Annotated in this window: 17 protein-coding genes and 1 tRNA gene; 7 read left to right on the top strand and 11 right to left on the bottom strand. The window is 56.2% G+C overall.

Features of this window, described 5'->3' with window-relative positions; all coding sequences use genetic code 11:
• The first annotated feature begins 33 nt into the window (after positions 1-33).
• Positions 34-1,683, top strand: a complete 1,650-nt coding sequence (gene mqo, locus L370_RS00575) for a malate dehydrogenase (quinone) (protein WP_023336375.1) — start codon at positions 34-36, stop codon at positions 1,681-1,683.
• A gap of 135 nt (positions 1,684-1,818) precedes the next feature.
• Here the strand turns inward: mqo and eco are convergent, their stop codons facing one another.
• Positions 1,819-2,322, bottom strand: a complete 504-nt coding sequence (gene eco, locus L370_RS00580) for a serine protease inhibitor ecotin (protein WP_023336374.1) — start codon at positions 2,320-2,322, stop codon at positions 1,819-1,821.
• 209 nt (positions 2,323-2,531) lie between these two features.
• On the opposite strand from eco, the gene L370_RS00585 reads away from it, so the two are divergent.
• Together L370_RS00585 and L370_RS00590 are read left to right on the top strand one after the other, a co-directional pair.
• Positions 2,532-2,792: a DUF2534 family protein gene (locus L370_RS00585; RefSeq protein ID WP_008500962.1), complete on the top strand. Its 261-nt coding sequence runs from the start codon at positions 2,532-2,534 to the stop codon at positions 2,790-2,792.
• A gap of 115 nt (positions 2,793-2,907) precedes the next feature.
• Positions 2,908-4,095: an MFS transporter gene (locus tag L370_RS00590; protein WP_023336373.1), complete on the top strand. Its 1,188-nt coding sequence runs from the start codon at positions 2,908-2,910 to the stop codon at positions 4,093-4,095.
• 38 nt (positions 4,096-4,133) lie between these two features.
• Here L370_RS00590 and L370_RS00595 read toward each other — a convergent pair.
• The 3 genes from L370_RS00595 to L370_RS00605 form a co-directional block, all read right to left on the bottom strand.
• Positions 4,134-4,210, bottom strand: a tRNA-Pro gene (locus L370_RS00595).
• Positions 4,211-4,282: 72 nt separating this feature from the next.
• Complete coding sequence (gene yejM, locus L370_RS00600) at positions 4,283-6,043, bottom strand: LPS biosynthesis-modulating metalloenzyme YejM (RefSeq protein ID WP_023336372.1); 1,761 nt, start codon at positions 6,041-6,043, stop codon at positions 4,283-4,285.
• A gap of 19 nt (positions 6,044-6,062) precedes the next feature.
• The gene (locus L370_RS00605; RefSeq protein WP_008500958.1) at positions 6,063-6,290 is read right to left on the bottom strand and encodes a YejL family protein; all 228 of its coding nucleotides are present in this window, start codon (positions 6,288-6,290) and stop codon (positions 6,063-6,065) included.
• 134 nt (positions 6,291-6,424) lie between these two features.
• On the opposite strand from L370_RS00605, the gene yejK reads away from it, so the two are divergent.
• A complete protein-coding gene (gene yejK / locus L370_RS00610; RefSeq protein ID WP_008500957.1) occupies positions 6,425-7,432 on the top strand; it encodes a nucleoid-associated protein YejK in 1,008 nt (335 codons plus the stop codon).
• Between the two features lie 52 nt (positions 7,433-7,484).
• On the opposite strand, the gene rplY is transcribed toward yejK, so the two are convergent.
• A complete protein-coding gene (gene rplY, locus L370_RS00615) occupies positions 7,485-7,769 on the bottom strand; it encodes a 50S ribosomal protein L25 (RefSeq protein WP_010433464.1) in 285 nt (94 codons plus the stop codon).
• Between the two features lie 125 nt (positions 7,770-7,894).
• Positions 7,895-9,655, bottom strand: coding sequence for a DNA repair helicase RadD (locus L370_RS00620; RefSeq protein WP_023336371.1), 1,761 nt, complete (start codon positions 9,653-9,655; stop codon positions 7,895-7,897).
• A 152-nt stretch (positions 9,656-9,807) separates the two neighbouring features.
• On the opposite strand from L370_RS00620, the gene rsuA reads away from it, so the two are divergent.
• The 3 genes from rsuA (at position 9,808) to L370_RS00635 (ending at position 12,351) form a co-directional block, all read left to right on the top strand.
• Positions 9,808-10,515: a 16S rRNA pseudouridine(516) synthase RsuA gene (gene rsuA / locus L370_RS00625; protein WP_023336370.1), complete on the top strand. Its 708-nt coding sequence runs from the start codon at positions 9,808-9,810 to the stop codon at positions 10,513-10,515.
• Positions 10,516-10,530: 15 nt separating this feature from the next.
• Positions 10,531-11,727, top strand: a complete 1,197-nt coding sequence (locus L370_RS00630; protein ID WP_023336369.1) for a Bcr/CflA family multidrug efflux MFS transporter — start codon at positions 10,531-10,533, stop codon at positions 11,725-11,727.
• A gap of 279 nt (positions 11,728-12,006) precedes the next feature.
• Positions 12,007-12,351, top strand: coding sequence for a YejG family protein (locus tag L370_RS00635; protein ID WP_023336368.1), 345 nt, complete (start codon positions 12,007-12,009; stop codon positions 12,349-12,351).
• Between the two features lie 3 nt (positions 12,352-12,354).
• Here the strand turns inward: L370_RS00635 and yejF are convergent, their stop codons facing one another.
• The 5 genes from yejF to L370_RS00660 all read right to left on the bottom strand — a co-directional run bounded on the left by yejF (position 12,355) and on the right by L370_RS00660 (position 19,510).
• Entirely contained in the window at positions 12,355-13,944 is a 1,590-nt protein-coding gene (gene yejF, locus L370_RS00640; RefSeq protein ID WP_023336367.1) for a microcin C ABC transporter ATP-binding protein YejF, read from the bottom strand.
• A gap of 1 nt (position 13,945) precedes the next feature.
• Positions 13,946-14,971 carry an ABC transporter permease gene (locus L370_RS00645; protein WP_023336366.1) on the bottom strand — a complete coding sequence of 342 codons (1,026 nt, stop codon included), beginning with the start codon at positions 14,969-14,971 and terminating at the stop codon, positions 13,946-13,948.
• Positions 14,971-16,065 (bottom strand): microcin C ABC transporter permease YejB, encoded by a 1,095-nt coding sequence (locus tag L370_RS00650; RefSeq protein ID WP_023336365.1) that lies wholly within the window; start codon positions 16,063-16,065, stop codon positions 14,971-14,973. Before L370_RS00650 ends, L370_RS00645 begins: the two co-directional genes overlap by 1 nt.
• 9 nt (positions 16,066-16,074) lie before the next feature.
• Positions 16,075-17,880 carry an extracellular solute-binding protein gene (locus L370_RS00655; protein ID WP_023336364.1) on the bottom strand — a complete coding sequence of 602 codons (1,806 nt, stop codon included), beginning with the start codon at positions 17,878-17,880 and terminating at the stop codon, positions 16,075-16,077.
• Between the two features lie 73 nt (positions 17,881-17,953).
• Entirely contained in the window at positions 17,954-19,510 is a 1,557-nt protein-coding gene (locus L370_RS00660) for a cyclic di-GMP phosphodiesterase (RefSeq protein ID WP_023336363.1), read from the bottom strand.
• Positions 19,511-19,571: the final 61 nt, after the last annotated feature.

Raw genomic sequence — 19,571 nt, 5'->3', positions numbered from 1 at the left:
CGCATCAAGCACTTTTACACTAAGGCATAAATTATGAAAAAAATGACTGCCATGCTCTTTTCTCTGGCCGTGGGGCTTAACACCGTCTCCATGGCGGCGAAAGCTGACACACCAAAAGAGCAGGAAACGGACGTCCTTTTAATTGGTGGCGGTATCATGAGCGCCACGCTGGGAACCTATCTGCAAGAACTGCAGCCGGACTGGTCTATGACCATGGTCGAGCGCCTCGATGGCGTGGCGCAGGAGAGTTCTAACGGCTGGAATAACGCCGGCACTGGCCATTCGGCACTCATGGAACTGAACTATACGCCGCAGAAAAAGGACGGTTCCATTAGTATCGAGAAGGCGGTAGAGATCAACGAAGCATTCCAGGTTTCTCGCCAGTTCTGGTCTCATCAGGTCAACAGCGGCGTGCTGCACGACCCGCACTCCTTCATCAACACCGTGCCGCACATGAGCTTTGTGTGGGGCGAGCAGAACGTCAACTTCCTGCGCGCGCGCTACGCCGCTCTGCAGCAGAGCACGCTGTTCCGCGGGATGAAATACTCTGAAGACCACGCGCAGATTAAAGAGTGGGCTCCGCTGGTCATGGAAGGTCGTGACCCGAACCAGAAAGTGGCGGCGACCCGTACCGAAATTGGTACCGACGTTAACTACGGTGAAATCACCCGTCAGCTGGTGACGTCTCTGAAGAAAAAAGAGAACTTCAACCTGCAGCTCAGCACCGAAGTGCGCGGTTTCAAGCGCAACGCGGATAACAGCTGGAGCGTGACCGTTGCCGATCCGAAAAACAACGAAGCCGAGCACGTCATCAAGGCGAAGTTTGTCTTTATCGGTGCGGGCGGCGCGGCGCTGAAGCTGCTGCAGGAGTCCGGTATTCCGGAAGCGGACGACTACGCGGGCTTCCCGGTCGGCGGCCAGTTCCTGGTGTCAGAAAACCCGGAAGTGGTGAACCGTCATCTGGCAAAAGTGTACGGCCAGGCTTCTGTTGGCGCACCGCCGATGTCTGTTCCGCACATCGACACCCGTATGCTTGACGGTAAGCGCGTGGTGCTGTTTGGGCCGTTCGCGACCTTCTCCACCAAGTTCCTGAAAAATGGCTCCCTGTGGGATCTGCTCAGCGCAACCACCACCTCTAACGTGAAGCCAATGATGGACGTGGGGCTGGATAACTTCGATCTGGTGAAATACCTGATTAGCCAGGTGATGCTCTCTGACGACGACCGCTTCGAGGCGCTGAAAGAGTACTATCCGCAGGCGAAGAAAGAAGACTGGCGTCTGTGGCAGGCGGGTCAGCGCGTACAGATCATCAAGCGCGATCCGAAAGAGGGTGGCGTGCTGCGTCTGGGTACCGAAGTGGTAAGCGATAAGGATGGCACTATCGCCGCGCTGCTGGGTGCGTCACCGGGCGCGTCTACCGCTGCGCCAATCATGCTGCACCTGATGGAAAAAGTGTTTAAAGATAAAGTCGCCAGCCCGGAATGGCAGGCGAAGCTGAAAACCATTATTCCATCCTACGGCACCAAGCTGAACGGCAACGTGAGCGCGACGGAGCAGGAGCTGGAATACACCAGCCGCGTACTGCAGCTGCAATACATCAAACCGCAGGCTGCGGATGCTGCGCCAAAAGCGGAGCTGAAGCCTCAGCCGGAAAACAAACCGGTTGCGGATATCGCGCTGTAAGGTAAAAGCAAAACGGTAACATCCGTTACCGTTTTTAGTGTTTTCTCCCTCTCCCGGTGGGAGAGGGGTGGGGTGAGGGCACCAGAGAGCACCCTTCCCGGGTCGGGTAAGGCGAAGCCGTCACCCGACTTATTTTTAACGTACTACCGCTTGTCCGACAGTCTCATCTGCCTTCCACACGCGATACTTCACTTCCACGTTTTCAGGCGTATAGACCACGATCGGCAGCTTGCTGTTGTAGCGCAGCAGACTGTTGTCGCCCAAATATGCCGTCACAAATTTCTTCTCTTTCTTGCCATCCGGGCACGCCATCATGGTGGAAACCGGTGACGTCACTTTGTCGAAGACATAGTAGTCGTAACCCCAGCCTTCCAGGGTTTTGCTTTCCAGCTGACCGCCCAGGCGATGCTGATTGCAATCTACTTCCAGCGTCTTGCCAATCAACAGTTCCACTTTGAAGTTCGCTTCATCCTGCTGTGCCGGCAGCTGGATCACCTGACGCTTCATCCCTTTGTCCGCTTTTGGATACGGAGCGACTTTTTCCAGCGGCTGCTCTTTTGGGGTTTCGCTGGCGAAAGCACTGCTGCTGACGCACGCGGCGGCGATGAGGGCGATAGCAAATTTAGGTGCGTTTTTCATTGGCATTCCTTTATGTCAAAACGATCCTGCGCAGGTTAACATAACAACTATGAATGATTGGTGTTATTTACTTACATTTTCACTATGAATAGCGTTATGCGCTTTTAAATATCCTGTTTAGTGGTTGTTTATGCTGGTGTGGAGTCGGGTGCCAGTTCGTGTTATTTTAGACCATATATATTGTTATTCATCTGTAAAAGGGAAGAGAGATGGTTCGTGCAAAACTGAAAACACCTGAAGGCCGCAAATTCCTCCTGGCGCTGCTGGTCGTGTTTATGATTGCTGCCGCATGCGTGGGGCGAGCAACCATTGTTGGCGTTATCGAACAGTACAATATTCCCCTCTCTGCCTGGACTACCAGCATGTATGTCCTGCAGTCGGCGATGATCTTCGTCTACAGCCTGGTGTTTACCGTTCTGCTGGCTATCCCGCTGGGCATTTTCTTCCTGGGTGGACGTGAGAAGCACTAAGCGTTTACCTGCTATAAGAAGCCAGCCTGCGGGCTGGCTTTTTTTATGTCTGATGTTTTTTTCCAGGATATTCTGTTTCGAACGAGGTTGTTCGACATAAAGCAGGAGATGCGCAATGTTATCCCGGTTTACAACGCTCAGCCGGATCCCGAAAGGCGTCTGGGTGGTGGGCGGCGTCAGTATGTTAATGGACATCTCCTCGGAGATTATTCACAGCCTGCTGCCGTTGTTTATGGTCACGACGCTGGGTGCCAGCGTGATCTTCATTGGTTTGATTGAAGGTCTGGCTGAAGCCACTGCACTGTTTATCAAAGTGTTTTCCGGCGCCATCAGTGATTATCTGGGCAAACGTAAAGGACTCGCGGTTCTGGGCTACGGTCTTGGCGCGTTGAGTAAGCCGCTGTTCGCTATCGCCTCTTCGTCGGGCATGATTCTGGGGGCACGCTTAATCGACCGGGTAGGGAAGGGGATCCGGGGTGCGCCGCGCGATGCGTTGGTCGCTGACGTTACGCCGCCCGAACTCCGCGGCGCGGCCTTTGGTTTACGTCAGTCGATGGACACCATTGGCGCCTTTCTCGGGCCGCTGCTGGCCGTTGGCTTAATGCTGCTGTGGAATGATGATTTTCGTACCATTTTCTGGATTGCGGTGATCCCCGGCGTACTCGCCGTTGCCTTGCTTTTCTTCGGCCTGCATGAGCCCAAAACCCCTGTCGAACATAAACGAACGAATCCCATCAAAAAAGAGAATCTCAGGCGCCTCGGGAAAGGCTGCTGGTGGGTCATTGGCCTCGGGGCCATCTTCACGCTCGCACGTTTCAGTGAAGCATTTCTTGTGCTTCGCGCTCAGCAGTCGGGTGTGCCTCTGGCGCTGATCCCGCTGGTGATGGTTGCCATGAATCTGCTCTATTTCCTCTCTGCCTATCCGTTTGGCAAGTTATCCGACGTGATGAGCCACACCCGATTATTGCAGTGGGGGCTGGTGGTGCTGATTGGCGCGGACATTGTGCTGGCGCTGAGCACCCACTGGGCCGGCATTATTTTAGGCGTTGCGCTTTGGGGGATACATATGGGCATGACCCAGGGGCTGCTGGCGGCGATGATTGCGAAAACCGCGCCTGCGGATCTGCGCGGAACAGCCTTCGGTATTTTTAGTCTGGTCAGCGGCGTGGGGCTATTAGTCGCGAGCCTGGGGGCAGGGGCAATCTGGGATACGTTTGGGGCGGAATATACGTTTTATGCCGGGGCGGTGATTTGTCTGGCGACGTTGGTTTATCTGCGAAAAACACCCGGCGAAATGGAATAAAAAAACCAGCCGTAAGAGGCTGGTTTTGATAATAATTTTGGTCGGCACGAGAGGATTTGAACCTCCGACCCCCGACACCCCATGACGGTGCGCTACCAGGCTGCGCTACGTGCCGACGCATAAAAAGAATACTACTCGATTCCGTTTTGAATGCAAGGGAATCTGTCGCTAACTGGTTTATTATTAATCAGTTAGCGATAAACCGCTTCTCATCCGTCAGGACCTGCAGCAGCAGGCTCAGCTGCGGCTTCTGGTCTTTCAACCGTTCACCCTGCAGATTATACGTCTGATAATTCCCGTTGCTGTTCAGCACCAGCGTCAGCTTCGGCGTGGTCACTACCAGCGTATTATTTCCCGCCGCCGTAACCCAGTTGTGACGACGCGCGGCGCTGAAGAGATCCTGCCCCTGCGAATACTCGTTTGCTGGCGTGCTGACGTGCAGCAGGCGTTGCATCAGGGTGGTCATCACATCTTTATGCTCGGTGAGCATATTGATGCGCTGCGCCGGCGTGCCTGGCCAGTGGATCACCAGCGGAACCTGCAGATTCGGGCGAGACCAGCTCATACTCTTTGTCTCGTTACCTAACGGCACGCCATGACCCGCGGTCACGATCACCACGGTGTTGTCCAGCTTGCCTGACTCACGTAACGCGTCAAGGACGCGGCCAATCTGCGCATCAACATCGCCAGCCGCACGGCCGTAGCGGCGCGCAAAGTCATTCTTATTGCTGTTAGCAAGCGTTGTGCCGTTAAACGCAACCCATGAGAACCAACGGTTATCTTCCTGGGCGTAGCGCTGCAGCCAGTTTATCCATTGGCTGGCGGTCTGCGCATCGGACTGACTTTGAGCCGTCGGCAGTGAGAAATCGGACAGCAGCGCCTGACGGTATAGCGGGCTGTTAAAGCCATCGGATGAGAACAACCCTAACTGATAGCCTTGCTGATTCAGCCCGGTGATCAGCGCCGCAGGTGTGCGGGTAGACAGTACGCCGTCCATGTAGCCGGCTGAAATACCATAGAAGAGGCCAAAGATACCCGCATCGGTTGAATTACCGGAGCTCATATGCTGAGTAAACGAGACGTTTTTACTGGCGAAATCGGCCAGGACAGGCATCTGCTTCTCGTAACGGGAATAGTTCAGGCCATCGACGGTAATCAGCAGGACGTTTTGCCCGCGCCCCATATCGCGGTAGGTCAGGTCGCTCAGCGGATACTGAACGCTGACGGCTTCCGGGTTACCCTGTTCGACCAGACGGCGCTGGTACTCCTGCGCATCAAGCAGGCCGTGTTTCTCGAGGAAGCGACGGGCCGTCATCGGGTATGAGAGCGGCAGGTTAGCGCGCTGCATGGTAATAGGGCGATAGAAGTTCGCATCCGCCCAGATATACATGATGTGCGAACTGATAAAGGAGACGAAGAAGAGCGCGGCGACGGGCTTCGCGTAATGGCGTCGCCGGGTCAGACTGCGAAGTTTTTGCCAGCTCCAGGTGGCGAACAGCATCTCAATCAACAGGATCACCGGGACGCTGATAAACATCAGCTGCCAGTCACGGGCCGTTTCGTTCTGGTCGGGGTTAATCACCAGTTCCCAGACGATGGGATTGAGGTGCAGGTGGAATCGGGTGAACACTTCACTGTCGATAAGCAGCAGCGTCATCCCCACCGTTGCAAGGATGGCAGACAAAAATCGCATCAGACGCTGCGACATGACGATAAACGTCAAGGGGAACAGGATCAGCAGATAGGTGGCGAAAACCAAAAAGCTAAAGTGACCGACAACGCTTATCCAGGAGTAGATACGCCCGGTGAGCGTTGTTGGCCAGTCTGCGACAAACAGATAACGACAGCCAATGACCGTCGCCAACAGAATGTTGAACAGGGCAAACCAGTGCCCCCAGCTGACCATCTGGGAGACTTTTTCACGGTAGCGCTGACGATTCGTCACCATAAACTGTTGTTCGTATCCCTTAATGGGCCGGGTCGTTGCTGACGGACGACTGTAAAGCCTGGGCGAAGGATTTTGCGATCGCCTGACGCTGAGCCGGAGCAACGCTGGTGTTAATCAGGTTGGTGACCATATTTCCCAAAACCATCAGGGAGAGATCGGTCGGCGTTTTATGTTTTTCCAGTACGTTGACCAGCTCACTGAGCAGTTGTTCAACGTGTTCATCACTGTAGCGGGAATGTTGTGGCATAAATCAAAATCAGTTTGTTGATGAAAGGGCAACATATTACCGTAGCAACAGCTTTTTTTCCCCTTTTTTATCTGTTGTTGCACACATGTCCTGGTGGTGGTTGAATACCGCCCGGTCTAAAAGGAGAGTTTATCATGAGTCTGGAAATCAACCAGATTGCCTTGCACCAGCTTATCAAGCGTGATGAGCAAACCCTTGAAGTGGTGCTGCGCGATTCGTTACTGGAACCCACGGCGACCGTGGTGGAGATGATGGCAGAGCTGCATCGCGTCTACAGCGCCAAAAATAAAGCCTATGGGCTGTTCAGCGAAGAGAGTGAACTGGCTGATAGCCTGCGCCTGCAGCGCCAGGGTGAAGAGGATTTTCTGGCGTTTAGCCGCGCCGCTACCGGGCGTCTGCGCGACGAGCTGGCGAAATACCCGTTCGCCGACGGCGGGATCGTGCTGTTCTGCCACTACCGCTATCTGGCGGTAGAGTATCTGCTGGTTACCGTGCTGAATAACTTAAGCAGCATGCGCGTGAACGAGCAGCTGGACATCAGCTCGACGCACTATCTGGATATCAACCATGCGGATATCGTGGCGCGTATTGATTTGACCGAATGGGAAACCAACCCGGAGTCGACCCGCTACCTGACATTCCTGAAGGGGCGTGTGGGCCGCAAAGTGGCGGATTTCTTTATGGATTTCCTCGGTGCCAGCGAAGGTCTCAACGCCAAAGCGCAGAACAAAGGGCTGCTTCAGGCGGTTGACGACTTCACGGCAGAAGCGCAGCTCGATAAATCTGAGCGCCAGACCGTGCGTCAGCAGGTTTACAGCTACTGCAACGAACAGCTGCAGGCAGGGGAGGAGATCGAGCTGGAGTCCCTGTCAAAAGAGCTGGCGGGCGTCAGCGAAGTCAGCTTCCAGGAATTCACCGCGGAGAAAGGCTATGAGCTTGAAGAGAGCTTCCCGGCGGATCGCAGTACGCTGCGTCAGTTAACCAAGTTTGCCGGCAGCGGCGGCGGGTTAACCATCAACTTTGACGCGATGCTGCTGGGTGAACGCATCTTCTGGGATCCGGCCACCGATACGCTGACCATTAAAGGCACGCCGCCGAACCTGCGCGATCAGCTTCAGCGCCGCACCTCGGGCGGGAAGTAACAGCCATAAAAAAACCCCGCAGATGCGGGGTTTTTTTTCGACGTGTTTGCGATTACGCGCGAACGAAGTCGATGTGAGACAGTTTTGGCTTGAACGGGTGACGCTGAACAGCCTGAACTTTCACTTTTTCTTCTTTACCGCCAACAACGATGGTCAGAACTTCGCTGTAGAATTCAGCTTTGGTCTGCAGGTTCCACACTTTGTCGTGATCCAGTTCGATTGCAACTGGAGCAGCTTCGCCACCGTAAACGATAGCCGGGAACTTGTTAGCGTTACGCAGGCGGCGGCTCGCACCCTTACCCTGCACGTTACGTACTTCTGCTTCGATAGTGAACATTGATTTCTCTCTGTATTTAAAACCCTACTACAGGCGACCCAGCAGCAGGTGAGTGTTCTGCCTCACGGATGTGAAGCGGGCGGCATTTTATACTCAAATGCCCCTCACATCAATGAAAAGTCCCGCTAACCGCGCAATTCGTTGGCGCGACGGAAGCGACCTTCGTAGTCGAAGACTTTCTCACGCACCTGCCAGAACTGGCCTTTCTTACGAGCGACGACAAAATCCGGATGGCGCAATAACACCTGCTGGCGCACGATATCGGCCACGGTGATCCAGCGCAGGGGGACGCCCGGCGTTCGGGTATGCGGGCGGATAAACAGCTGTTCGAAGGCCATTCGCTGAGCGGGCGTCTGGACCCGGAAGCGCTCGCTGACGTCCGCCCCGTCTTCATCGTAATAGGTGATTTTCAACCACTCACCTTTTTCATCGGCGCCGGGCTGCAACGCCATGCCGGAACAGCGCAGCACCAGCGCATCTTTTAGCTTTAGCGCCGCTTTCAGCATGTCGTCCGGGTCAACCAGCACCGTGTCGCACTCCCGGCAGCGGCGCGCGGCAATGTCGTTTTCGGCGTTGCACTGCGGGCAGTTTTTGAAGCGGAAGCGGAAATCACACTGTTCGCGATGGCCTTCATCGTCTTCAAACCAGCCCTGACAGCGGCGGCCAAAATGTTCGATCAGCGTGCCGTCGGCGGTGGTTTTCCCCCAGAAGGTGTTGGCAAACCCGCAGGCAGGGCAAAAGACCTGTACGGGCACGTTGTCGCTTTTCCCTTTTGGCGCGCCGACTTCAGGCGTATAGAGATCGTGCGGGTTGCCCGCATAATCCAGAATCAGGCAGTCGGTTTTCCCCGGCGCCAGACGCAGGCCGCGGCCAACAATTTGCTGATACAGACTGACCGATTCGGTCGGGCGCAAAATGGCGATCAGGTCGACGTGCGGGGCGTCAAAGCCGGTGGTCAAAACCGACACGTTAACCAGATAGCGGAACCGCTGGGCCTTAAACGCATCAATCAGGCTGTCGCGCTCCGGGCCGGGCGTCTCGCCGGTGATTAACGCCGCGTCGCCGGGGGGCAGTAGCCCTGTGATTTCGCGCGCGTGCTCAACGGTGGCGGCAAAGATCATCACCCCTTTGCGCGTCGCGGCGAACTCCTCTATCTGGCTGATGATATGCGGCGTAATACGCTTCTGCTTTTTCAGCTCCTGGTTGAGATCCGCTTCGCTGAATAAGCCGTTGCTCTGCGCCTGCAAACGGCTGAAATCGTACTGCACCACCGGCATATCCAGCCGTTCAGGTGGCGTCAGGTAGCCATGTTTAATCATGTAGCGCAGCGGAAGTTCGTAAATGCAGTCGCTAAACAGGGCCTTGTCATCGCCGCGCACCATGCCGTGATAATGGTAGCGATAGATCCAGCCTTTCCCCAGACGAAACGGGGTCGCCGTCAGGCCCAGCAGGCGCAGATGAGGATTCACCGCTTTCAGGTGAGCCAGAATTTGCTGATACTGGCTGTCGTCGTCATCGCTGATGCGGTGACATTCGTCGACAATCAGCAGCGAAAATTCGCTGCGAAACAGATCCAAATTGCGCGCCACCGACTGCACGCTGCCAAAGACCACTTTGCCGTGGCTCTCCTTGCGCTTTAGCCCGGCGGCGAAAATATCGGCTTCCAGCCCGAGCGCACAATACTTGGCATGGTTTTGCGCAACGAGCTCTTTGACGTGCGCCAGCACCAGCACGCGACCGCGGGCCAGACGCGCCAGTTCGGCAATGACCAGGCTTTTGCCTGCGCCGGTCGGGAGCACAATCGCCGCCGGCTCGCGGTGTTTACGGAACCAGGCGAGGGTGGCGTCAACGGCTTCCTGCTGATAGGGACGAAGTGTAAAAGTCATGGGGTCTCGGTTTCGTTATTCCGCACATAGTATGCCACGAAACTTTTTCCCTTGAGTGGCGCAACCAGACCATTATACTGAACCGTTCCAGACTGCTTCTTTTTTCGGACCCGTAGTCCGACTTCCAGCACCATTAAGGCTAAAAAGATTTCATGCGACTTGATAAGTTTATCGCTCAGCAACTCGGCGTAAGCCGCGCTATTGCCGGGCGCGAAATTCGCGCCAGCCGCGTTACCGTGGATGGCGACATTGTGAGAGACAGCGCGTTCAAACTGCAACCTGACCATCAGGTGGAGTATGACGGCAATCCGCTGACCCAGCAGCACGGTCCGCGCTACTTCATGCTCAATAAGCCGGAAGGCTACGTCTGCTCAACGGACGATCCGGATCACCCGACGGTGCTCTATTTCCTCGACGAACCGGTGGCGCACAAGCTGCACGCCGCAGGCCGCCTCGACATCGACACCACGGGTCTGGTGCTGATGACCGACGACGGACAGTGGTCGCATCGCATTACTTCCCCGCGTCACCACTGCGAGAAAACTTATCTGGTCACGCTGGAGTCGCCGGTGTCGGATGACACGGCAGAGCAATTCACGAAAGGCGTTCAGCTGCATAATGAAAAAGATCTGACTAAACCTGCCGTGCTTGAGGCGATCACGCCGACTGAAGTCCGTCTGACCATCAGCGAAGGGCGCTACCATCAGGTGAAACGTATGTTTGCCGCGGTGGGGAACCGCGTTGTTGGCCTGCATCGTGAGCGGATTGGTGCGATTGAACTCGATCCCGACCTGGCGCCAGGCGAATATCGCCCGTTAACGGAAGAAGAGATCGCCAGCGTCGGTCTGCCTTCGCACTAATTTCAGGAGAGCTCTGTGACCACCAGGCCACACTCGTCGTTCAAAATCGTCTTCATTCTTGGCCTGCTGGCCATGCTGATGCCGCTGTCTATTGATATGTACCTGCCTGCGCTGCCGGTGATTTCTGCACAGTTTGGCGTCCCGGCGGGCAGCGCGCAGATGACGCTCAGCACCTATATTCTCGGCTTTGCTCTCGGCCAGCTGTTTTATGGCCCGATGGCGGACAGCCTGGGGCGCAAGCCTGTCATTCTGGGCGGGACGCTGGTCTTTGCAGCCGCAGCGGTGGCCTGTGCGCTGGCGCAGACCATCGATCATCTGATTATCATGCGCTTCTTGCACGGCCTGGCGGCGGCAGCGGCAAGCGTGGTGATTAACGCCCTGATGCGCGATATCTACCCGAAGGAAGAGTTCTCCCGCATGATGTCGTTTGTCATGCTGGTGACGACGATTGCGCCGCTGGTGGCTCCCATGGCCGGTGGTGCGGTGCTGGTGTGGTTTAGCTGGCACGCGATTTTCTGGATCCTGGCGCTGGCCGCGCTGCTGGCCTCCGCGATGATTTTCTTCTTTATTGATGAAACGCTCCCCGTCGAGCGCCGTCAGAAATTCCACATCCGAACCACAATAGGCAACTTTGCCTCGCTGTTTCGCCACAAGCGCGTGCTCAGCTATATGCTGGCAAGCGGGTTCAGCTTCGCCGGGATGTTCTCCTTCCTGAGCGCCGGGCCGTTTGTCTACATCGAACTGAACCACGTTTCGCCGCAGCACTTCGGCTATTACTTTGCGCTTAACATCGTCTTCCTCTTCATCATGACCATCATCAACAGCCGATTTGTCCGGCGGGTGGGGGCGCTGAACATGTTCCGCGCCGGGCTGTGGATCCAGTTTGTGATGGCTATCTGGCTGGTGGTGAGCGCGTTTCTGGGCGTGGGCTTCTGGGCGCTGGTGGTCGGCGTGGCGGCCTTTGTCGGCTGCGTGTCGATGGTGTCATCTAATGCGATGGCGGTGATCCTGGACGAGTTTCCGCATATGGCGGGCACCGCCTCTTCCCTGGCGGGGACGTTCCGCTTTGGCATCGGCGCTATCGTTGGCGCGTTGCTTTCGATGGCCACTTTTACGACGGCATGGCCCATGCTGTGGGCGATGGCTTTTTGCGCAACCAGCTCGATACTCTTCTATCTTTACGCCAGTCGACCGCGAAAAGCGGCCCCCTAAAACACAGAGAAGGCCCGCCGGGGCCTTTTTTGTTGATGCATATCAACCAAACCCCCGTTCGTTTATTCTGTGTTTGTTTATTTTATGTAAAATCTATTTGTGTAAAAAGTCACATCATTGTATTCAAAAAGGTTGAGTTAGATCGCAGAAACGGGTACATATAGCGCCGACGCGAGCCTGGAAACGGATAAAAAAGCGCTGAATAGTGCAGGCTGGCGATGATGTGTTACTATAAATGTAAATAAATTGTGAAGTAAATTTTGCTTCCGGGGAACGAACGTGAATACATTACAACTCTCCATTGTCCATCGCTTGCCCCAGAGCTATCGCTGGTCGGCGGGTTTTGCAGGTTCGAAAGTTGAACCGATTCCGCAAAGCGTCGCGGAGTGCGAAAACTGCCTGGTAGCACTCAAGCTGTTGAGCCCGAGCGATGAAAATGCATGGCGGGTGATGGAACGTCTCAGCCAGGCCCTGACGGATATCGAAGTGGACAGCTCCGTGCTGGAGTGCGAAGGTGAGCCGTGCCTGTTTGTGAAAAGCCAGGACGAGTTTGCCGCCACCTGCCGTCTGAAAAATTTTGGCGTTGCCATCGCTGAGCCTTTCTCCGGGCAGTATCCGTTCTGACCGCTAGTCTGCCGACAACAGCTGGCGCGTGTAGCGCTGCGTTGGCGCGCTAAATACGCGCTGGCACTCACCCTGCTCGACCACTTCTCCCTGTCGCAACACAATCACCTGATGGCATAGCGCCCGCACCACCTGTAGATCGTGGCTGATAAAGATATAGGCCAGCCGGTGCTTTTCCTGAAGCCCTTTCAGCAGGGCCAGGATCTGCGCCTGAACGGTTCTGTCCAGCGATGACGTCGGTTCATCCAGAATAATCAGCTCCGGTTTCAGGATCAGCGCGCGGGCTATGGCGATACGCTGGCGCTGTCCGCCGGAGAATTCAGCCGGATAGCGGTGGCGGGTCTCGGCGTCTAAGCCCACTTCGGCCATCACCCGCATAACTTCCTGCTCTCGCTGCTGAGCGCTCAGGCCGGGCTGATGCACGCGTAGACCCTCTTCGATAATCTGTAACACGCTGAGCCGTGGGTTAAGCGAAGAGTTAGGATCCTGAAACACTACCTGCATGCGGGGCCGCACGGGCAGCATCTGACGGCGGTTCCAGCGGTGCAGCGGCATATCGTCGAAGAGGATCTCGCCCTCAGAGGCAATTAAGCGCAGCAGCGCCAGACCGGTGGTGCTTTTGCCCGAGCCGGATTCGCCCACCAGCCCCAGGGATTCTCCCGGGCGCAGCGAGAAGCGGATGTTCTTTAGCACCGGGTTCCGATCGACAATGCGCCGCAGAATACCTTTGCGGATCGGGAACGAAACGGACAGATCCTCAACGCGCAGCAGCGGTGTGCTGTCAGCCGGGAGAGGAACCGGGTCGCCGGAGGGTTCGCTGTCAAGCAGGCGCTGCGTATAGGGGTGCTGCGGCGCGCTCAGCAGCGTGGACGCGGTATTCTGTTCAACGCAACGTCCGTTTTGCATCACCGCGACGCTGTCGGCCAGCTTTTTCACAATGCTCAGGTTATGCGTGATAAACAGCAGGCTCATGTTCAGCTCGTCACGCAGTTCCCGCAGCAGCGTCAATATTTGCGCCTGTACCGTCACGTCGAGCGCCGTTGTGGGCTCGTCGGCAATCAACAGCTCGGGGCGCGTGAGCAGGGCCATAGCAATCATCACGCGCTGGCGTTCGCCGCCGGAGAGCTGGTGCGGAAAATCATTCAGCCGTTTGGCCGCGTTGCGTATGCCTGTTCGTTCCAGACAGTCCAGAATTTCTCCCCGCGCGGCCTCTTTGCGCATCCCCCGGTGCAGGGAGAGCACTTCATAGAGCTGTTTCTCCAGGCTGTGCAGCGGATTGAGGGAAACCATCGGCTCCTGGAAGATCATCGCGATTTTGTTGCCGCGAATGCCGCGTAGGGTGTGTTCGTCTGCATGCAGCAGCGAACGGCCGTGAAACAGAATATCCCCTTGCGGGTAGCTCACCGGCGGAGAAGGCAGCAGCCGCAGGATGGAGAGTGCCGAAACGCTCTTGCCTGAACCCGACTCGCCCACCAGAGCCAGCGTTTCACCGGGCTGGATCTGCAGCGACAGGCCGCTGACCACGGTACGCGTCTCGCCCTGCTTTGAGAAAGCAATCGACAGGTTATCAATACTGAGAAGGGGATGGGTCATTTTATACCGCCTTGTTCGGATCAAAGGCATCGCGCACGGCTTCGCCAATAAAAATCAGCAGCGAAAGCAGCACGGCCACGGAAAGAAAGGCGGCGATGCCTAACCACGGCGCCTGCAGGTTGTTCTTACCCTGCAGCAGCAGTTCGCCGAGCGACGGGGAACCCAGCGGTAGCCCGAAACCCAGAAAATCCAGTGAGGTGAGGGTGGTGATGGAGCTGCACAGAATAAACGGCAGGAAGGTGAGCGTTGCTACCACCGCGTTGGGCAGCATGTGGCGGAAGATGATCCCGCGGTCGCTCACGCCAAGCGCCTGCGCGGCGCGGATGTAGTCGAAATTGCGGGTGCGCAGGAACTCCGCCCGCACCACGCCCACCAGCGCCATCCAGCCGAACAGGACGGTAATGCCTAACAGCCACCAGAAGCCAGGCTGCACCACGCTGGAAAGCAGGATGATCAGAAACAGCGTTGGCATGCCTGACCAGACTTCAATAACCCGCTGGCCCCACAGGTCAATTTTCCCGCCGTAGTAGCCCTGAAAGGCACCCGCCACGACGCCCATCACGCTTGAGAAGATCGTCAGCATCAGCCCAAAGAGAAGAGAAATACGCGTGCCATACAGGATGCGCGCCAGCACGTCGCCGCCGTTCGCATCGGTTCCCAGCCAGTTTTGCGCGGAGGGCGGGGAAGGGAAGGGGGTCGTGGTGGAGAAGTTAATGCTGTTGGCACCAAAGCGCACCGGTGCCCAGAGCGCCCAGCCGTGCTGCTCAATCTGCTGGCGAAGCCACGGGTCCTGGTACTCCGCCGGTGTCGCAAACGGGCCGCCAAAGTCGCTTTCGCTGTAGTTGGCGATAACCGGCACGTACCAGCGGTCGTTAAAATGCACCAGCAACGGTTTGTCGTTGGCGATCAGCTCCGAGCACATGCTTAAGGCAAACAGCACGGCAAAAATCCACAGCGACCAGTAGCCGCGGCGGTTGTGGCGGAAACGGGCCCAGCGGGCCTGGTTGACGGGGCTTAAACGCGGCATCAGCGGCCCTCAAAATCAATTCGGGGATCGACCAGCGTATAGCTGATATCACTGATGATATTCAGCAGCAGGCCAATCAGGGTGAAAATATAGAGTGTGCCAAACATCACCGGATAATCGCGCGACACGGTGGCCTCATAGCCCAGCAGCCCCAGGCCGTTGAGCGAGAACATCACCTCTATCAGCAGCGAGCCGGTAAAAAACATGCCGATGAACGTGGCCGGAAACCCCGCGATCACCAGCAGCATGGCGTTGCGGAACACGTGTTTCCACATGATCTGCTTCTCGCTCACGCCCTTGGCGCGGGCAGTAACGACGTACTGCTTACGAATTTCATCGAGAAAGGCGTTCTTGGTCAACATGGTCAAGGCCGCAAACCCGCCAATGACCGTGGCCAGCACCGGCAGCGTGATATGCCAGAGATAGTCAGTGATTTTCTGATACCACGGCAGGGAACTGAAATCGGCGGAGACCAGCCCCCGCAGCGGGAAGAGGTCGAAATAACTCCCCCCGGCAAAAAAGACAATCAGCAGGACGGCAAACAGAAACGCCGGGATGGCGTAGCCGATGATGATGAACGTGCTGCTCCAGATATCGAAGCGGCTGCCGCTATACACCGCTTTGCGGATCCCGAGCGGTATCGAGACCAGATAGATAATCAGCGTTCCCCAAAGCCCCAGCGTTATTGAAACCGGCAGGCTTTGCTTGATCAACGTTAACACTGAGGCACTGCGAAACAGGCTGTCGCCAAAATCAAAGCGGATGTAATCCCAGAGCATCTTGAAATAGCGCTCGTGAATCGGTTTGTCAAAGCCGTAGCGGTGGGTGATCTCGGCGATCACTTCCGGATCCAGCCCGCGTCCGCCGCGATAATGGCTTTCACTGATATTCCCTACACCGGTTCGCGCATGGCTCGCGCCCATCCCTTCACCGCCGCCGCCGGGCATGCCGCCGCTGTTGCCAAATTCGATGGCGGCAATCGCCTGATCGACCGGGCCGCCGGGGGCGATTTGCACGATAAAAAAGTTAATCGTGATGATGGCCCACAGGGTGGGGATGACCAGCAGGAGACGACGGATAAGATAGGCACCCATGATGATTCCTTATCGCCGCTCAGCGGGAAGTCTGGCGGCTTTGTTAACGTCATACCACCAGGTATCAAAGCCCAGGGAATAGACAGGGCGCACGGCAGGCACGGAGAACTTGTCCCAGCGCGCAAGGCGATCTTCGCCCATATACCACATCGGCAGCATGTAATAGTTCCAGGTTAATACCCTGTCGAGGGCGCGCCCGAGCGGCAGGAGCTTTTCTTTGTTCCCCTGCGCCGCCACTATTTTCGCAATCAGCGCGTCAATCGCCGGGCTTTTTACCCCTGGCGCATTGTATGAGGAGTCGATGTAGCTGGAGGCCCAGGAAATTTGCAGGTCCGAGCTGGGCCACGGCTGGGCGGGCCACAGGCGCTGCATCATGTCGTAATCACGGCTGCGCATGCGGCTGGTGATCTGCGCGTTATCGACCTGGCGAATATTCATGGTCACGCCCAGCCGCTCAAGGTTGTGCTTAAACGGCAGTACCCACTGATCGTTACCCCCGGACGAGAGCAGCAGCTCAAAGCTGAGAGGCTTACCCGTTTTGGCATCCACACGCTTTTGATTTTTCAGGTGCCAGCCCGCGTCATCCAGCAGTTTGCTGGCTTTGAGCAGATTGTCGCGGTTGTAACCGTCACCGTTCGACGCGGGCGGCTGAAACACGGTGGTGAACACCTGCGGCGGAACCTCCGCTTTCAACGGCGCCAGCAGGACCAGCTCATCGGCTTTCGGATAATCACGTGCGGCGTACTCGGTATTTTGAAAATAGCTGTTGGCGCGGCTGTAAGCCCCGTAAAACAGCGCTTTGTTCATCCATTCAAAATCAAAGGCCAGAGATATCGCTTCCCGCACCCGACGGTCATTAAATACCGGACGCTGAATATTAAACGCCAGCCAGCGGGTGTCCTGGGCAGACTCATTTTTGTGCTCGTCTTTGACGATATAGCCTTTTGCGAAATTTTTGCCGATATAGCGGGTCGCCCAGTTTTTGGCGCTGCTCTCTACGCGTAAATCGAAGGCGCCGGCTTTGAACGCTTCAAACGCCACGTTATCGTCGAGGTAGTAATCATAGCGAAGGGTGTCGAAATTCCAGCGCCCGCGGTTTACCGGCAGGTTGGCCGCCCAGTAGTCCTTAACGCGAGAGTAAACGACATATTGCCCCATACGCCAGTCGGTGATGCGGTACGGGCCGCCTGCCAGCGGCGGCGTGGAAAGCGGGTCGCTTAGCTTATGATTCTTCCAGAACGATTCAGGCATCACCGGCAGCGAGAACAGGCTAAGCATGTTCTCCTTGTTCGGTTCGCTCAGCTCGATGCGCACGGTGAGCGGTGCGATGGCTCTGACGGATGCGCCTTTATACACGATGCGGAACTGGGGGACGCCTTCGGTCATGAATTTATGGAAGGTGAAGGCGACGTCGCTGGCCTTCACCGGCGTACCGTCATGAAAACGCGCCCGCGGGTTCAGCGAGATTTCTGCCCAGGCGAAGTTATCGGCGTAACGGACGTTCTCGGCAATCAGCGGATAGTAGCTGCCGGGCTCGTCATCAGACGTGACGAAGAGCGTATCGTAAAGCGATTCCGTTCGCGCGGCCGCCACGCCGCGCAGGGCGAAGCGGTTGAAGTTGTCGAAGGTCCCCGTGGCGGAAAGCGTGACCTTTCCGCCCTTCGGCGCGGCAGGGTTAACGTAATCGAAGTGCGTAAAATTGACCGCGTATTTCGGCTCGCCAATCACCGCGAAGGCGATATTTTCTTTGATGGCCTGCGCCTGGCTGGACAGGCTCGTTAATGCCAACATCAGCAACATGAAGCGCATAAGCATCTCGCGCGGCTCCCTTTTTTACAGACCGGCTTGGTTAAGCTGAATAATAAGTGACGCCACGGGCAATGTGAAATTATTCACCGTCGGGTGAAACGTCAGGACGCCATTTGCGGAACTGTTCCAGCGGCATCGGGCGGCTAATCCAGTATCCCTGCAGGTAGTTAACGCCGTGTTCGCGTAGCCAGGCGGCCTGTTCCGGCGTTTCGACCCCTTCGGCGACGGTCAGCATACTCAGCCGTCTTGCCAGCGTCAGGACGGCATCCAGCACCGGTGACGTCACGGTCTCAGTACCTATTGCATTAACAAAACCGCGGTCGATTTTGAGGTAGTCCATGGTGAAATGCTCAAGATAAATCAGCGCGCTGTGGCCGGTGCCAAAATCATCAATGGCGATTTCAAACCCTTCGTTATGCAGCCATTCGAAAAGGCTGTTGGCTTCCCGATGATTCAGCATGTCGCGCTCGGTAATTTCCAGTACGATCTGGAAGTAATCCGGCGGCAGTAACGCTTTAAAGGTGCGCATATCGTCCTTGAAGCTTTCCGCATGCAGATGCCCCGGCGCAATGTTAATGCCCACCTTTGCTCCCGGGGGTAACAGGGTTTGTAACACGGGGGCATCGTGAATAATAAGGTCAAAGAGATGCAGCGTTAGCGGAACAATCAGCTTCTGCGCTTCGGCAAAGTTGATAAACGCGTCCGGCGGAATTTCTCCCATAGTCGGATGCTTCCAGCGCATCAGCACTTCAAGCCCGGTCATCCTGAGCGATTTGGAATCAACGACAGGCTGATAAACCACGTAAAACTGGCCACGCTTAATGGCGCTTAAAATCTCTTTACCTGGATTGAGCCGAATGCTGAGAATGTAGTAATTGAGCGATCCGGCACAAATGCCGCATACCAGCCCGAAGAACAGAGCGTAGAGAATTTCATCGCTGGTCCATGCGTCTGCATACAGGTTGATGGTCAGGGGAATGTTTTTCAGCGTCGCGGTACGGACCGGGATTTCCTCCAGGTCATGCGCGTTGACCAACGCGCTGGACCGCGTTGACAGCGCGTGATCGCCAATGATGATGGCTATCCCCGTGAATTCGTCCTGGCGCGCGGTGTAGAGCAGGTAAGGCGTCAGATTGAGATTCACCGAGGTGAACACGCCGCCGTCCTTCACGAGCGGGTTACGGTACCAGATGGCGATGGCTGGCTTATTAGGCAACATCGGGGTGCCTGGAAGCAATGCCATATCAATCTGCTTATCGATGTGCAGCTCGGGTATCAGCTCCTCCATCGGAAAATTCATCGGGCCTGTGGCGGAAGAACAGAACGCCATTTTGTCTCTGACCAGCAGGAATGCGCGAACGTTAATGCTAAAGGCCGCTCGTGAGGTGAGTTCCTGATTAACGTCGTGACAGCTTTTTAACGTGAGCGGCTGGAGGGTATCGACTGCGTTTTTTAACTCATCGAAATAGCTCTCCATATAGAGGCTTACGTCGCGGATCAGGGTGTCGAATTTGACTTCCCGCTTGTGGTAGCTCCAGAAAAATTGCAACGAACCCAGGAGCAGGGCGGCGATCAGGCCTGTGATAATGCTGAGGATTAATATCTTGCGATTGCTGGAGAAGTAGCGGGTAAACATAGACGTCGTGATTCCTGAAATGCCGCTGGATGTATTCAGTGTAACGGGCAAAAAAAAACAC

This window comes from Enterobacter sp. MGH 24, from assembly GCF_000493015.1.
GTDB lineage: Bacteria > Pseudomonadota > Gammaproteobacteria > Enterobacterales > Enterobacteriaceae > Enterobacter.
Note: the sequence above shows the minus strand (reverse complement) of the source record. Positions and strands in the feature narration are given on the sequence as shown.

What these genes read in the sequence shown, in the direction of transcription:
- mqo (WP_023336375.1), top strand. Translation starts at nt 34, where the DNA reads ATGAAAAAAATGACTGCCATGCTCTTTTCTCTGGCCGTGGGGCTTAAC.
- eco (WP_023336374.1), bottom strand. Translation starts at nt 2,322, where the DNA reads ATGAAAAACGCACCTAAATTTGCTATCGCCCTCATCGCCGCCGCGTGC.
- L370_RS00585 (WP_008500962.1), top strand. Translation starts at nt 2,532, where the DNA reads ATGGTTCGTGCAAAACTGAAAACACCTGAAGGCCGCAAATTCCTCCTG.
- L370_RS00590 (WP_023336373.1), top strand. Translation starts at nt 2,908, where the DNA reads ATGTTATCCCGGTTTACAACGCTCAGCCGGATCCCGAAAGGCGTCTGG.
- yejM (WP_023336372.1), bottom strand. Translation starts at nt 6,043, where the DNA reads ATGGTGACGAATCGTCAGCGCTACCGTGAAAAAGTCTCCCAGATGGTC.
- L370_RS00605 (WP_008500958.1), bottom strand. Translation starts at nt 6,290, where the DNA reads ATGCCACAACATTCCCGCTACAGTGATGAACACGTTGAACAACTGCTC.
- yejK (WP_008500957.1), top strand. Translation starts at nt 6,425, where the DNA reads ATGAGTCTGGAAATCAACCAGATTGCCTTGCACCAGCTTATCAAGCGT.
- rplY (WP_010433464.1), bottom strand. Translation starts at nt 7,769, where the DNA reads ATGTTCACTATCGAAGCAGAAGTACGTAACGTGCAGGGTAAGGGTGCG.
- L370_RS00620 (WP_023336371.1), bottom strand. Translation starts at nt 9,655, where the DNA reads ATGACTTTTACACTTCGTCCCTATCAGCAGGAAGCCGTTGACGCCACC.
- rsuA (WP_023336370.1), top strand. Translation starts at nt 9,808, where the DNA reads ATGCGACTTGATAAGTTTATCGCTCAGCAACTCGGCGTAAGCCGCGCT.
- yejF (WP_023336367.1), bottom strand. Translation starts at nt 13,944, where the DNA reads ATGACCCATCCCCTTCTCAGTATTGATAACCTGTCGATTGCTTTCTCA.
- L370_RS00645 (WP_023336366.1), bottom strand. Translation starts at nt 14,971, where the DNA reads ATGCCGCGTTTAAGCCCCGTCAACCAGGCCCGCTGGGCCCGTTTCCGC.
- L370_RS00650 (WP_023336365.1), bottom strand. Translation starts at nt 16,065, where the DNA reads ATGGGTGCCTATCTTATCCGTCGTCTCCTGCTGGTCATCCCCACCCTG.
- L370_RS00655 (WP_023336364.1), bottom strand. Translation starts at nt 17,880, where the DNA reads ATGCTTATGCGCTTCATGTTGCTGATGTTGGCATTAACGAGCCTGTCC.
- L370_RS00660 (WP_023336363.1), bottom strand. Translation starts at nt 19,510, where the DNA reads ATGTTTACCCGCTACTTCTCCAGCAATCGCAAGATATTAATCCTCAGC.